14 protein-coding genes are annotated in these 14,566 nt (G+C 42.9%); 4 read left to right on the top strand and 10 right to left on the bottom strand.

Annotated elements, in window-relative coordinates:
• Positions 1 to 2 precede the first annotated feature (2 nt).
• The 5 genes from AC1XUD_RS18055 to AC1XUD_RS18035 all read right to left on the bottom strand — a co-directional run bounded on the left by AC1XUD_RS18055 (position 3) and on the right by AC1XUD_RS18035 (position 4,942).
• Positions 3 to 1,256 (bottom strand): hypothetical protein, encoded by a 1,254-nt coding sequence (locus AC1XUD_RS18055; RefSeq protein WP_483362441.1) that lies wholly within the window; start codon positions 1,254 to 1,256, stop codon positions 3 to 5.
• Positions 1,257 to 1,282: 26 nt separating this feature from the next.
• Positions 1,283 to 2,185, bottom strand: a complete 903-nt coding sequence (locus AC1XUD_RS18050; RefSeq protein ID WP_483362440.1) for a DUF4097 family beta strand repeat-containing protein — start codon at positions 2,183 to 2,185, stop codon at positions 1,283 to 1,285.
• A gap of 107 nt (positions 2,186 to 2,292) precedes the next feature.
• Entirely contained in the window at positions 2,293 to 2,883 is a 591-nt protein-coding gene (locus AC1XUD_RS18045) for a hypothetical protein (RefSeq protein WP_483362439.1), read from the bottom strand.
• A complete protein-coding gene (locus AC1XUD_RS18040; RefSeq protein WP_483362438.1) occupies positions 2,880 to 3,389 on the bottom strand; it encodes an RNA polymerase sigma factor in 510 nt (169 codons plus the stop codon). The genes AC1XUD_RS18045 and AC1XUD_RS18040 overlap by 4 nt, the downstream gene beginning before the upstream one ends.
• A gap of 344 nt (positions 3,390 to 3,733) precedes the next feature.
• On the bottom strand, positions 3,734 to 4,942 hold the full coding sequence (locus AC1XUD_RS18035) for a sterol desaturase family protein (RefSeq protein WP_483362437.1): 1,209 nt from the start codon (positions 4,940 to 4,942) through the stop codon (positions 3,734 to 3,736).
• 238 nt (positions 4,943 to 5,180) lie between these two features.
• On the opposite strand from AC1XUD_RS18035, the gene AC1XUD_RS18030 reads away from it, so the two are divergent.
• Positions 5,181 to 5,624 carry an RrF2 family transcriptional regulator gene (locus tag AC1XUD_RS18030; protein ID WP_483362436.1) on the top strand — a complete coding sequence of 148 codons (444 nt, stop codon included), beginning with the start codon at positions 5,181 to 5,183 and terminating at the stop codon, positions 5,622 to 5,624.
• A 549-nt stretch (positions 5,625 to 6,173) separates the two neighbouring features.
• On the opposite strand, the gene AC1XUD_RS18025 is transcribed toward AC1XUD_RS18030, so the two are convergent.
• Complete coding sequence (locus tag AC1XUD_RS18025) at positions 6,174 to 6,602, bottom strand: transposase (protein WP_483362435.1); 429 nt, start codon at positions 6,600 to 6,602, stop codon at positions 6,174 to 6,176.
• 384 nt (positions 6,603 to 6,986) lie between these two features.
• Here AC1XUD_RS18025 and AC1XUD_RS18020 point away from each other — a divergent pair, with 384 nt between their 5' ends.
• The 3 genes from AC1XUD_RS18020 (at position 6,987) to AC1XUD_RS18010 (ending at position 10,867) form a co-directional block, all read left to right on the top strand.
• A complete protein-coding gene (locus tag AC1XUD_RS18020; protein ID WP_483362434.1) occupies positions 6,987 to 7,907 on the top strand; it encodes a family 2A encapsulin nanocompartment shell protein in 921 nt (306 codons plus the stop codon).
• Positions 7,891 to 9,954: a family 2A encapsulin nanocompartment cargo protein cysteine desulfurase gene (locus tag AC1XUD_RS18015; protein ID WP_483362433.1), complete on the top strand. Its 2,064-nt coding sequence runs from the start codon at positions 7,891 to 7,893 to the stop codon at positions 9,952 to 9,954. Before AC1XUD_RS18020 ends, AC1XUD_RS18015 begins: the two co-directional genes overlap by 17 nt.
• Before the next feature lie 91 nt (positions 9,955 to 10,045).
• On the top strand, positions 10,046 to 10,867 hold the full coding sequence (locus AC1XUD_RS18010; protein ID WP_483362432.1) for a serine O-acetyltransferase: 822 nt from the start codon (positions 10,046 to 10,048) through the stop codon (positions 10,865 to 10,867).
• A 47-nt stretch (positions 10,868 to 10,914) separates the two neighbouring features.
• On the opposite strand, the gene AC1XUD_RS18005 is transcribed toward AC1XUD_RS18010, so the two are convergent.
• From AC1XUD_RS18005 to AC1XUD_RS17990, 4 genes are all read right to left on the bottom strand, one after another.
• A complete protein-coding gene (locus AC1XUD_RS18005; RefSeq protein ID WP_483362431.1) occupies positions 10,915 to 11,352 on the bottom strand; it encodes a carboxymuconolactone decarboxylase family protein in 438 nt (145 codons plus the stop codon).
• Between the two features lie 83 nt (positions 11,353 to 11,435).
• Positions 11,436 to 12,008: a Crp/Fnr family transcriptional regulator gene (locus AC1XUD_RS18000; protein WP_483362430.1), complete on the bottom strand. Its 573-nt coding sequence runs from the start codon at positions 12,006 to 12,008 to the stop codon at positions 11,436 to 11,438.
• Positions 12,009 to 12,161: 153 nt separating this feature from the next.
• A complete protein-coding gene (locus AC1XUD_RS17995; RefSeq protein WP_483362429.1) occupies positions 12,162 to 13,706 on the bottom strand; it encodes a M43 family zinc metalloprotease in 1,545 nt (514 codons plus the stop codon).
• Between the two features lie 54 nt (positions 13,707 to 13,760).
• Positions 13,761 to 14,417 carry an outer membrane beta-barrel protein gene (locus AC1XUD_RS17990; RefSeq protein WP_483362428.1) on the bottom strand — a complete coding sequence of 219 codons (657 nt, stop codon included), beginning with the start codon at positions 14,415 to 14,417 and terminating at the stop codon, positions 13,761 to 13,763.
• Positions 14,418 to 14,566: the final 149 nt, after the last annotated feature.

Here is a 14,566-nt window from a genome sequence, read left to right as displayed (position 1 = left end):
CCTTAAAGAACAAATCCAAAACCAAGCCGGATGGATCCTTTGGCTGATGAAATATCGGGTTGCGTTTGGAGGAGGTTCCAACTTTCTGCGAAGTAGAATTCGGCATAAAAATTGCGGAGTAGCGTAACTTGAAATCCCGCGATCAATCCTAAACCGAGATGCTCACTTGTACTTTTTAAACCCGGGCTTTTCAATCCGTATTTGATATAATCGGAATATGGGCCGAAATATAAGCCCGATAAATTATTGCCACCCGTCCCTTTTTTAATCTGTCGCTTCTGCAGGAAGTAATAACGCATTTGCAAAGATGGCTGAACCTGATAGCTTCTCTCAAACAGATTGTCGCCACCAACTATCGAATTCCCACTGAAACGATACTTCGAGTAATTCGTCAACAGTTGAGCGTTCACCGATATGTGACTTTTTCCCAGCTTTTGCTCGAATGCCATATGCAAGGATCCGGCGGCCATATTTTTACTAATATTAATGTATGGCCACAAAATTTTGAGTTGATGAGTTACGATTTCGTCGCAAGTTAGTATATCGCAGTTCGGAGCTTTGTCTGTCCGTTTCCAGTCATAATAGGCAATTCCAAAAGATGAGTGTGTGCTTAAAGTGACGTCAGATATATTGGTTCCTGACTCGTTTTTGAATTGCTGAAAATAACCGTTACTATAATTTTGGTAGTAAGACCCAATTCCCAATACCACATATGCTCCTCGAATTCTTCGCTGAATGCCAAACTCAATGCCGATTTTCGTCAATTTATTTTCGCCGGGCTCGTCAAATCGTATAAAGTTGTCTGCCACTAGCGCAAAATAGTTGCCATTAAAGTTATTGGCGTTTTTGCCTTCACGTATTCTTCGCCCCATATCATAATACCAGCGAATAGCGCCCCCAGCGGAGTAGGTGGTCTTTCGTTTTGTATGGGTGGTTGATTCATATGGAAAGAGTTGGTCTATCGTGAAGTTCACACCAATCGAAATCGCAGGAAATAGTTTGTATTCATATCCCATTTGGTAGGAGTCGTTCAATGAGTTGTTTGTTTGAATAGAACTTCCGGTTGAACTGGAAAATCCAAATTTGACCAAATGCCGTGTTGGTACTTTGGTTAAAAATACATTTTCATATCGGTCGATAAAGCGTTGATCTATAAGCGTATCCAATTCTTGAGTATACGTAACCTGCGTACTATCCTGAGCGGAAACAGTCTGAAAAATAAGCTGCATTATTAACATGGCAGTAAATTTTTTCATATAAAACAAGCGTTGAATTTATGAAATTACTTGATCGTGATATTGCCGAATTCCGCATTGATCTGGACACTGGCCAGCTGGTTTTTGGAAAAGAATGCATCTTTGAAATCAGCGGTATTCCTTTTCCATCGAAACCCATTGGGCAGTTGCATATTGGCATATGCGCTATTGATCGTGTAGTCAAACATTTGCCAGTTTCGGGTAAGTAGTGTGACTTCCGCTTTTTTTGACTGAATAGCCAGGCTATTTAGTTCGGCCGGCGGGTATATCTGTACGATTCCGTACTGCGCATTCATTCTGATGGCGCCGCCGATACCCTCTAAACGCAGGTTGGTATGATCACTTATGAAAGTAAATGCTCCAGTGACTTCGTTTGTTTTCAATTCGCCAAAAGTGGTTTCTATTGATCCTTTTCCTTTGATATTCAACAGATTGCTGATACAGAAGTCGGCTTTTAATTGCAGATTATTTGTCAAACCTTTCAAAATGATATTGCCGAAAGTATTCTTCAGATCCACCGCACAGCTGGCAGGCAAGTATATGGTATATCGTGCTTTCAGATTTGAAACCGGCTTATTCTCGCCTTCTTTAAGCAGGACATAATTCCGTAAAAAATATTCCTTTCCGCTTCTGTCGGCCAGATATTGAAATTTACTCAAATCATTAGCCGCCGTTGATTTGTCAGGATGCCTGGCAGACAATTCCATCTTGACAGAAATATCTGGCTTTTCCCAGGCAATGAGTTCAATATCAGCTTTTTCCGCCGTGATATGAAGCGTCTTGATAGCCGGCGCACCGATAGTAGTATTAAAAGTTTTGGTTGCAACCTGCAGCACCGTCTGCGCCTTCCCAACAATGCTTGCGAGCATTATGGGCAGGAGTGCCGACACTCTCAAAAAATCCAGAAATATGTTAGCTTTATTTTTCATTAGTGTATTTATTTTAACAATTGGCGCCGATATAAACCCTTAAACCGCAACGTCAACCAGCCGTTAACCCTTAACCGTTTTACCATTACCCTACCTTCCTCCATGTCCTAAATCATTTTGGCCATCTCATTCAAGATATCTCCTTTTTCCCGTTCCAAAATATTGAATTGTTTCACGAGTTGGGGTTCAGTATTAAAGTCTCCCATCGCATTTTTCAATTGCTCTGCTGCGGTGTTCAACGTCTCATATTCAGCTTTCAATCTTTTGAAATTTTTACTTTCACAAACGAACGCCTCACTTTCGCAATAAGCTTTTAATTTTTGAAATTGCTGGTCCGTATCCTGCTCATTGTCAACCTGAAGCCTCGCATCGATTATTTCTTTTGAATAGGAAATAGAAACCGTCTTTTGTTGCTCAGTCATCAAAATTCCAACCGAACCGACTACCAATATCACTGCTGCCGCAAACCACCATATATTATCAGGTACGTGATATTGGGAAATCTCACTTTCGATGTTGTCCCAGAGGTTGTCTGCGGGCTGATATCCGGGCAGATTTGCTATCGAAACTTGCAAAGGAATTTCTGATAACTCAGATTCAATACCCAACCATACCGACTTAGACGGCTCATGAACCGGGAGCTGTGCCAGAGCGGATTTTAATGTTTCTATATGGGTTTCCATTTCTGTCTCTTTCATTTTGCAGTGAGGATTGCCCTCAATTTTCTCTTGGCATAAAACAGTTGAGACTTGGAAGTTCCTTCTGATATGTTGAGCATCGATGCGATCTCGCGATGGGTATATCCTTCCACTTCCGCCAAAACAAAAACCGTTCTGAATCCGTCTGGGAGGCTTAATATTGCCGTTTCAAGGTGCGTTACATTTATCTGATCTTCGCCCCAGTTGATGATCTCGCCGGATCCTTCTTCGAGGTTCTGCCAAGCTACTACTCTCTTTTTTTTGGTTGCTTTCCGTACTACAATTTGCTTGATCCAGGCTCCCAATGTGGCGTCGCCTCTAAACTGGCTCAAATGTTTAAAAATCTCTATAAAAGCATCCTGAAGAACATCATCGGCATCGTTAAAGTCGCCTGTGATGCGATATGCGAGGGTGTACATCGCTTTTTTATATCGCTCGTAAAGCTCCCGTTGCGCAACGCGATCTTTTAAAAGACAACCTGAAATCAGTTCTGCCTCCGATGTCATAAGAAGGTTTTTAGTGTATTTGGTACAAAGAGTCCGCAATCGGTGCGGATGGTTGTATGAATTGAAAAGATATTTCTTTTAATTTGAATTAAAAGGTTATTTGTTATTATATATAACTGTATATGAAGTGTTTGTGGATTTTGTCGCCCTTAAGTTATATTGACAGGTTTAAAGGTACAGGAAGGTGCTCAGCATTCAAATGGTGAAAGTGGGACGTGGTCTTGAAAGATGTCACAGCTTATTTGTTGGTTAGTGCGTTGCAAACGCAAAACCATTGCGGTCCGATTGCAAATCGGCCCAAGCATCGAACCGGGCTAATAAAAGAGACTGCTTTTGATAGTTAGCTATCGCCCATAAATCGAATGCAAATATTGTTTTTGTAACGTGGAGAAGGCGGCCAAAGCGCCAATAGTGAGAGAGAGAAGAAAGACGAACGTGGTTGGATATGGAAAATAATGAAATGTAATTAGCACGAGGAAAAGTCCCCGGACGAATTCCAGATAAAAGACCCAGCGACGCTGCTCCAATATAGCCCCGCAATTGATGATCGTAATGACAATTAGAAGCGCAGCAAGGATTTGCAGAAATGGATCAGTGTGCCGCTCAAACAATAACAACAGGAACAGAACCGACACCATGACACTAAATTGTCCAATGACATACCACCTGAATTTTTGGGAGCGTGTACGGACTTTGTGCCGGGATAAAAAACGTTTTTCAACGATGCCCCTGATGTCCGGATTCAGATCCTCAGGTCTGCCAAAAATCAATTTTAATTTGTTGAATAATCCTTTTTTCTCTTTCACACCATACCAAAGCTCTACCAAATAGTGAAAATGTTGCCAGAGAAAACTGTAGCTCCCCAATTGTTTCGTCAAACCATATTCCGGAGTTTCGTCTTCTTCGGCAAATGTCCCGAAAAGCTTGTCCCAAATAATGAGCATATCGCCGTAATTTTTGTCCAGATAGGCCTCGTTGCTTGCGTGGTGTACGCGGTGATGCGAGGGCGTAACAATGATGTATTCCAATATACCCAACTTTCCAATCAGCTGAGTATGGGTGAAAAAAGGATATAGGCCGTGAATGATCAACATCGTGGTAATCATCGGCGCGGGAAACCCGACAATAGGCAAAACCGACCAAAATAGAGTTCGGATGACAGCCTGAAATACCGTGATGCGAGTTCCTGCTGTGTAATTGAATTCCTCACTTGTATGGTGGACAACATGAAAGCCCCAAAATAAATTGATTTCGTGCCCCATTCGATGATACCAATACCAGATCAGGTCGGTGGCAAGAAAAAGCGCGATCCACATTAGAATGGAATCCTCTATATCGAAGACGGCAAAATGTTGATGGAGATAATCATAAAAGAAATAAAAAGCGCCGGCAGTAAACATATCTATCAACCTTTCCAGCACCCCAACATTCATATTGGCTATGGAACTGTTGAAATGGAAAACCGGTCGTTTCATCAGTCGAGATGCCAGATATTCAAGTCCAATGAGGGCAAGAAACAACGGTACCACAGCCGCCATATAATTGAAATACATATGCAATTCGAAAGTTTGGTAGTATACTTAAAACATAGATTAGATATACAAATGTACTAAAGCATTTATATATATACCAAATACCGCCGCTATGATGAAATTGTGGCATTTTTTTTACCTTTCGCGATGAAGCCGGTCTTGTGGGCCAGGTTTGACACCTTATTTCATCGGGATTTTGTATCTTAACCCCACCTTCTCAACATATTTGCTAGGACCAATACTATTTCTATATTGAACCATGATATCAAAAAAAGCAAAATACGCTTTCAAAGCATTAAAAGTACTGGCAGAAAAATACGGCTCCGGACCTGTGCTTATCTCGGAAATCGCTGAAAAAGAGCGAATTCCGAAGAAATTTCTGGAAGCCATCCTTCTTGACTTACGAAATAATGGTGTGCTGCAAAGCCAGAAGGGTAAGGGCGGGGGGTACCTTTTGCGAATTCCGCCAGAGGAAGTAAGCTTTTCAAAAGTACTCCGGATTATTGATGGCCCGATCGCCCCGGTTTTGTGTGTATCCATGTTTTTTTATGGCAAATGCGACGACTGCAAAGATGAAGAAACCTGTAGTCTCCGTGTTGTTCTTTCGAAATGGCGAGATGCGAACCTGGCCGTTTTGGACAGCACTTCTATCGCTGATATTCTTAAAGCCGAAGACGGAAAAGCTGCATCTGTTTTGTCTTAGGAGTGCCTGGGGCTAAGGCGTCTTTTCTCGTGTCGAAATTTTGGGGACGCAAAGGGTGATATAGTCAGGAGATGGTCAGGATGTCTTCTAACCTAAGATCTTCCAATATGGCTCAACATCCGCCGTGTCGTGGTGGTATGTTCTGCAAGTTTTGGCAAATAATAAAAATAACACTTAGATAGGTGCTGGATGTGAACTACTTTTGTGTACCATATTAAATTTATAGACTTAATATGTTATACACTGGATCGCGCTGAGCATGAGCACATATCAACTAAAACTGACTTGCCCCAAAATCTACAGTTGTCATAAAATCACATCATTGGTTGAATCTGTAAACTGTGTCAGGATTCAGTATCTGAACTTTACCAGCAAGGAAAAGGAAATGCAGTGAGTGGTTATTTTTGAGGCGGCGGATGTCTTAAAAGGAGATTCGGTGATACAGTTGATTTTGTCAAAAATCATTGTCTCGATTGACGAATTCAGAGCGGCCCGAGTATTCGACTTCTGATATAGCTCTTACAATCTACTCGCAAAGGTTTTTTATCCTCATTTTTGTTTTTCTGCAAATATTATTTTCTGGGTAATCTCCACGAAATCAATCAATACCGCATGCTGATCATTAGATTTCAGGTATTGTCTCACCTTCCTGATCAGGTCAAATAACGGATCACTGTATTTGTGCCCGGTATGGAGCTGCAGTTGTTCCGCAGAAAGGTTGTTTCCTGTTTTGATCAACAAATGCAGTGTAATAAAGAAATATGAAATCGGCAATTTGCTTCCTTCCAACAAGGTGCCGCTCTGGAGGGTAGTTCGAAATCTGCAATTCTTGCATTGAAACTGTTTCTTGGACGGAAGCCAGTAATGATGTTCCGATCCGCATTTTTTGCACGCTATTCCATGCCTTAGACGATACTCCTTAAACGCCTCTTCGGCGATCTTCTCATTTTTATATACACTTATCAGTTCGGGAGCCATCGTATACGCTGCTTTTTTTTAGCAATATAATGAAAAAAATATATACATATAAAGTCTATGGATATAATAGACATTAAAAATTTTTGTGGTACATTTAACAAATTGAAAAAAACTTATTCTACCAAAATTATAGAACAAGAGGGCGTATAATGTTTTGAATAGCTGTTCGAACGGGAAAGAATTACATTATTAAGAGTAACCGAATTTGTTATTTTTAGTAGATCGTTCTGTTTAATACCGCCAGGGAGATTCTTGGTGTCTAGGTTGGTGGTAAACTGCGTTTTACGCTTCCTGCAATCGGACTCGTTATCGTAATTTCGAACTTTCCTTGCCGAACCGCTCGTAGGTTCAGGTATCAAATCCATTTAAAATTAACTATAGCAGATGCCGAAATTAAATGAAAAGCAGACAGCTCTTGGCGATGTAGCAGCCAGGCAGTTAGCCATCGCAACGCGTACCGTGCCGCAAATGGTATCGATTACCCCGCGTTGGCTTACCCATCTATTAAATTGGATACCTGTCGAATCAGGTGTATATCGTCTCAACAAAGTTAAGGAAGGCAGCGTGGCCGAGGTGGATTGTTCAGGGCGTGACGAGCGCGAACTGCCACATACTTTTATCGACTACGTCGAAAATCCGCGGGAATACAATCTAAATGCAGTAAATACCGTCCTGGATGTTCATACTCGGGTGTCTGACCTATATAGTAAACCGTATAATCAGATTAGCGAACAGCTTCGTCTGACTATTGAAAGTATCAAGGAACGCCAGGAAAGTGAGCTGATCAATAACGAAGAATATGGTCTTTTGCATAGCATAGCCCCGTCGCAACGCATATCAAGCCGGAACGGTTCTCCAACGCCCGACGATTTCGATGATTTGATTGCAAAGGTTTGGAAGGAGCCGGGTTTTTTCCTTTTGCACCCTCAGGCCATTGCTGCTTTTGGACGCGAGTGTACCCGCAAGGGCGTTCCACCTCCAACAGTCTCTCTTTTTGGCTCCCAATTTATCACCTGGCGAGGTATTCCACTTTTCCCGTCCGACAAGTTGCCGATCGAAAATGGCAAGACCAAAGTGTTATTGATACGTACCGGTGAAAGCCGCCAGGGAGTGGTAGGTCTTTATCAGCCTGGCTTGCCAGGAGAACAGTCTCCCGGTTTGTCGGTTCGGTTTATGGGAATAAATGATAAAGCCATCGCATCCTATCTGGTCTCGCTGTATTGCTCGCTTGCCGTTTTGGTAGACGATGCGATTGCCGTGCTGGACGATGTTGAAATAGGAAACTACCATGAGTATAAATACTGATTCGTTTTCGAACGATCCCAATATCTCGGGTCTGCCGGATACAGCGGCGTTAGAGCGTCTGGCCAATGAGCTTTTTTCCTTGCTGCCAAACGAAGTTCCAAAGGCAAATTTTTCTCCAGATCTGGCGGATCACCCACGCATTGAAAAGTCGTTGAATCTGGTGCATGATCGGCTGCCCTATCTTTTTCAAAAAAAAGAAGGTTTCAGCACGGACGAGCCTCAGACGAGTCTTCCTGATCCGCATTTTGCAAAAAATGCACCCGTTTCAGGAATCGGCGTGTCTCCCTCCGGAGCAGAGAAAATCAATGAAGTCAATCTGAGAGGGTTGCAAACGGCGCAGCCGAGCGGTTCGAATGGTAATAGTGACTATCCAGGGTTGTCCCATGCGTCGCCATCAGTGGCTGGTAGTGGCAAATCACCTTCGTCGGTTCGTTTGGGAAATTCAGGAGGGGGAAGCAGTCCTCAAACAAATTTGCCGGATCCTCATGTTCAGACAAAAAAAGCCCCATTTTCTGATTTGGATCAGGTTCCGCAATCAGTAGGTGGTAGCGGGATCTCGCCTTCGTCCATATATGGCGGGAAAAGTTTCCAGACATATATTCCAACAGTGCCTGGAGAAACGCAGGATATCTTTCAATTACCGATTGCTCCGGAATCATATAATGGTGCTCCTCAAATACCGTCTTTTGGTGGCCCAGCAAGTTCGCAATACTATTTTTTGTCGGGCAAGGGGTTTGGAGGAGAAAGTCCTTTTAGCTTGGGTGCGGAATTCCCGTCTCAGTTGTCTGGAAAGTCGTTTCCTCATACGCACGCAGGAGCCGGAACAGTGCCGTTTGATGTGGATCTGGTCAAAAGGGACTTTCCAATTTTACAGGAAAGGGTCAATGGTAAACGATTGATATGGCTGGACAATGCGGCGACTACTCAAAAACCGCGTCAGGTGATTGAACGAATCTCGTATTTTTACGAACACGAAAATTCGAACATACACCGTGCCGCACACGAGTTGGCGGCGCGTGCGACGGACGCATATGAAGGCGCTCGTCAGAAAGTGCAAACATTTCTCAATGCGGGTTCTGTGAATGAGATCATTTTTGTGCGAGGAGCTACGGAAGCCATCAATCTGGTGGCCAAAACGTGGGGTGAACAAAATCTCAATGCGGGAGATGAGATCATTGTCAGCCATTTGGAACACCATGCCAATATCGTACCCTGGCAACAACTTTCCGCCAAAAAAGGACTGAAAATCAGGGTGATGCCGGTAGATGATAACGGGCAGATTATCCTCGAAGAATATGCCAAATTGTTGAGTCCGAAGACCAAGCTGGTTTCTTTCACGCAGGTATCTAACGCATTAGGGACAGTAACTCCCGCCAAACGGATCGTCGAAATGGCGCATCAGGCTGGAGCGAAGGTTTTGGTGGATGGTGCACAGTCTGTATCTCATATCCGCACCGATCTCCGTGCTTTGAACCCAGACTGGTTTGTTTTCTCGGGCCATAAGGTTTTTGGGCCGACCGGAATCGGCGTTTTGTATGGTAAGGAAGATTTATTGAACGACACGCAGCCTTGGCAGGGTGGAGGCAATATGATCAAAGACGTGACTTTTGAATATACCCAATTTCACGATGCGCCGAACCGTTTTGAGGCGGGCACCGGAAATATTGCAGACGCAGTAGGGCTTGGTGCAGCGATAGATTATGTTCAGAAAATTGGAATGGATGTCATTTCTCAATATGAACATTACCTGTTGGAGTATGCCACGCATTTGATGAAAGACATTCCGGGACTTCGACTGATTGGTACTGCACCTGACAAAGCTTCGGTATTATCTTTTGTTTTTGATGGTTTTAAAACTGAGGAAGTTGGCGCAGCCCTGAATCAGGAAGGTATTGCAGTTCGCTCGGGGCACCATTGCGCTCAACCGATTTTGAGACGTTTCGGAGTTGAAACTACGGTCCGCCCGTCGTTGGCATTTTACAATACCTGCGCTGACGTGGACGTGTTGGTAGAAACTTTATATAGGCTTAGACATTCGGGTAAATAAGAATAATTTGAGTTTCTTGGAAACACACTCGTTATATCATGTTTATAATGAGTGTGTTGTTCAAATATGAACATCGCGTTAGCTTACATAAATGACGAAAATTACTAATACGCAGTCGCTGATAAGTATCTTGCGCAAGACGCACAACGCCGAATGGGAAGCGACTCCTTCTTCTCACGACGCAATTGCCTGGCTAAACGATCTGGTTCATTTCCTCTTTCCAAGTAATCATTTGCCTAAAAAGTCTTCATATGAAGGGATTCTGAAGAAAAATCAGATTGATCTGGAAAATATACTTTTGAGTTACATGGAACCTTCAGGGATTGATATTCTCGGTGTGGTGACCGATTTTTACAATTCCCTGGAAGAGATATATCAGTCATTGAGACTGGATGCTAACAAAATTTATGAGTATGATCCGGCGGCTACCAGTGTCAATGAAGTAATAGTTTCGTATCCAGGATTTTATGCTATCACCGTATACAGGATCGCTCACAAACTGACTTGGCTTGGAATTCCCGTACTTCCAAGAATTGTGAGTGAATATGCGCATGGTAAAACTGGAGTTGATATCCATCCAGGTGCAATAATTGGAGTTCCCTTCATGATCGACCATGGAACTGGCATCGTCATCGGCGAAACCACCGTCATTGGCAAAAATGTCAGTATATATCAGGGTGTTACGCTGGGTGCGTTGCAAGTAGCCAAAGATATGGCCGAAACCAAAAGACACCCAACTGTTGAGGACAACGTGATCATTTATGCCAGAACGACAATTCTGGGAGGAGACACCGTCATCGGCCGAAACAGTATTATTGGCGGAAGTGTTTTTCTGACAAAAAGCGTGGAGCCAAACTCTCAGGTATTTAACACGCACCAACTTCGTATTCTGGTGAGACAGGAAGAAGGATAGTGAGTGAAGTTCTGATTTCGGCCCACGAAGCTTCACCCAACTTCCAATCAGTATTCCGGCTCCATATTTGTGGAAATTGCGATACGGTTCCAACCGTTGATGATGATGGTTGCCATGATAACCTGAGCCGTATATAGCTCGCCTAAAACTTCTACCGCCTTGCTATACACTTCGTTGGAAACGTGATGACTGATTAGTGTAACTTCCTCTGTTAAAGCAAGAATGGCCTTTTCTTCTTCTGAAAAAAGATTGGTTTCCCTCCACGCATTCAAGAGGTAAATTCTTTGTTCCGTTTCACCAAGTTTTCGTGCGTCTTTGGTATGCATATTCAAACAATATGCACAGCCATTCATCTGAGAGGCCCTGATTTTGATCAGTTCTTTGTGAATCGGGGTGAGCGAAGTTGTATTTAAATATTGACCAAAAGTCAGCATGGCTTTATAAGCTTCGGGCGATGTTTTGCCCATATTCAATCGAGTTTGCATTGTTTTTGTGTTTTTGTTTATGCAAAGTTGCGACACAGACTCTCAAAAAAACTTAATCCTGATTAAGAAATGAGGAGCAATTCCTACAATTTTTTCGCCCGTATTTTACTCAAAAATTCAGGAGTAAACCCCAGGTAAGATGCCAGCATATATTGCGGTACTCTTTGAACAAATTGAGGGAACAAGTCAAAAAAATGTCTGTATCGCTCCTCGGCAGACATGGTGAGGTTAAATTGCATCCGCATCATCGACGCCGCGTAGGCCCGTTGTAGAATAAGACGGAAATACCGCTCGAGTTGGGGGATTTTCGCAAAAACTTCATCCTGAATCTCTTTTCTCAAAATTGCAACCAGCGAAGTTTCCACAGCGCGTATATTGAAAGTAGAAGGTTTGCCGGAATCAAGGCTCACATAGTCGGTAATCCACCAGTTTTCAATACCAAATTGTATAATTTGTTCTGTTCCCGTCTCCGTTGTCATGTAAAGGCAACAACATCCTCTCAATATGAAATGGTTACCAGCGCAAATTTGATTCTCTTTCAGAAGTAGTTCTTTTTTAGAGAGATGCTGGTGTTGAAGAAACGATATGAAAAATTGTTCCTCTTCATAGCTGAGCGATACATATTTTCGAATGTGGTCGGTTAGCGGCTCGAACATACAATGATCTATGACTTATGATTTAACTACGTTTCCATAAAGCCCGAAGATACGCACGAGCAAAGGCTTGGCAAATAGGCAAGCCTTACTTTTGAGTGGTTATTGGTTGTGATGGTAAATCAATATAACTAAGAACAAACATCAACGTTTTAATTATCTGCAGATAATTGGCTTTATATATCTAAGGTTAGCCGGTTTCTTTACAATCGAAATACCGCCGATCCTGGCCGATTTAAAGCCATTAAAAGGCGTCGGAAGCCACAGCCCATAATTTATAGTGTGCCTTACCCTTTTCAATTGTTCGTTTGTAAACGAGTTATTGTAGCAGAAGTAGTAGTCCATAAAATTGGTTGCGGTATATGAACCACCTTGACAAGCGATCCGGCTGAATCCCTCGAATCCTGATAAATTACCGATACTTTCTGAGTACAGGTTGCGATCATATGAGGGGGTATCAGAGCAGTAGTCAGGGTCGATTGATGAACAACCGTTGTGATTGCTGCCGTTGCCATCAAACGTATGATATAGTCCCAATATATGTCCCGCTTCGTGGGCAAGTGTTTCTTCTGTGCGATTCCCGTTTGAATTTGTTCCCGTCATGATTTTGTTGAGAAATATTCCATAGGGAAAAAACGGAGCCGTCCCTTGCGGCAGAACACCGAGTCCGGCCATAGGTTGAGTAACGTTTGGCAGGTACGCCCACGACGAGTATTGAAGATCGCCGGTGATATTTGGTATCACCCAAATGTTAAGATAATAATCGGGATTCCAAAACCAGTTAAATGCCTCCGTAAATGCTTCCTCCCCTGTAAAGGTCTTCTTGTCTGACCCTTGCCGGTCTAATCCTGGTATGGCTAGTTTTTGCCCATTCAGATCAGTTTCGGCGGGGTAGAATTCAACATATAAATCCTTTGCATCTGAATCTTTCGGCCCGCCTGTCATATTGAATCGATTTCGATATGCCTTTGTCATTCCATCGGTTAATTGACGTATGTATGCGGCGGTGAGATCGGTAGTGTTAATTTCATGAAAAATTACAGGGAGTCTTACTAGGTCATAGGCGATAGGTGCAACGGCATTTATTGTGATCTCGTTACTTTCAAGTCCGAATGCTTTGGCTTGAAATTTATAAGGTCCATAACTATTGGTGGAATAGCGTTTGCTGAATAGTTTGTCGTTTGCAGTTAGAGAATACGTGAATTGAATCGGAAGGATTTTGCCTCCTCCCCATACCCTCACGTCGAAACCAACTGTGTCGACGCCATCTGCATAAAAAATATCAGTTGCATCATTAAAAGTTGAAAGTTTGAGTGTCAATGAAGCTGGCTCCCATATGCTGATCGTTAGCGTGTCGCTGGTTGTTCCAGCCAGTTTTCCATACAATTTATAAACTCCGGCCTTGGTTGGCACGAACGATTCGCCCTCGAGTCTGGTGGTGTTGGAATACAGGGTTACCGCCGTTTGAGGCATTTTGACAATTTCACCCCCAGATTCATATCCTGTGACCGACAAGGCGATGGCTTCAGTATCATATCCTAAAATATAATTGGTTTTCGAAGGTTTCTTTAACGTCAGTTTTTTCAATTTGTCGAACCGATAGAACGCGTCCACCGGTTTCATTTCCTGCTTTTCACAACCGGATAGAAAAACAGGAATGACCAATAAGAGATATACTGAAAGTTTAAATACTGACTTCATGGCTGCGTGTGGTTGCTAGAAATAGAGTCGAAAATGATGTTTAAGGCACTGTTTTCAAATGGAGAAAGAAAGCGATATTGAACGATTTTTGATTGTCGATGTAGAAGACACGGACGGGATCCCGGCTTCATAACGCAACTCAAACAGCGGTCTCTGCCATATATACATCCCCAACGATATTGAATAACCATAGTCATTCTTGACGTTAAGGTTGGCGGCTGTCATATTATCCGTTTCCCAAGGACCGTTGTTTACGGAAGCTTTGGAATTGATGGCAAGGCGACGGGCGTAATAGCCTCCAAGAGCCAGATATGGATTTATTTTTCGAAAACCGGGCTTGATTACCAGCGGCAAAGCACTGAGCTGGAGATAGTGCAATTTGTTAGTGCTTTCGATCGCAACACGCTCATTACTAAATGTTTCCTTCGCGCCTTTGGTCAGATAAGAGAGCTCCAGACGCGCATTGTAATTTTTAGAAGTGAACATGTCACACGATACACCCGCGTGCCACGAATTGACCGAATGGTTCCCTAATGACGGTATCGAAAGGTTATTCTTTTCGGCGAACGTACTTGCCACACCGCCAAGCCTGATGCCGACGTAGTTTTTGAGCGGCTTTTTGCCGATAAACAGAAAGCCCTTTTTTTCTGATTCCTGGGCCGTGGCAACAAGCGAAAATAGAAAAAGTAAGCAGGTGTAAACTCTTTTCATGCGAAAAATCAGATTACTTCAAAATTGGTTAATAACGAACGCGAATCTATTCTTTTTCATTGTGCGTAATAAAGCTTGTCACCTTCGTACGCAGAAATGAAAAAAAGTCACCTCCCTAGTTGTCTATTCAGGTTGCTTGTGTTCTGATA

This window comes from Dyadobacter sp. HNCC25DJ184 (genome assembly GCF_056895215.1).
This window is presented reverse-complemented; position numbering and strand designations above follow the sequence as displayed.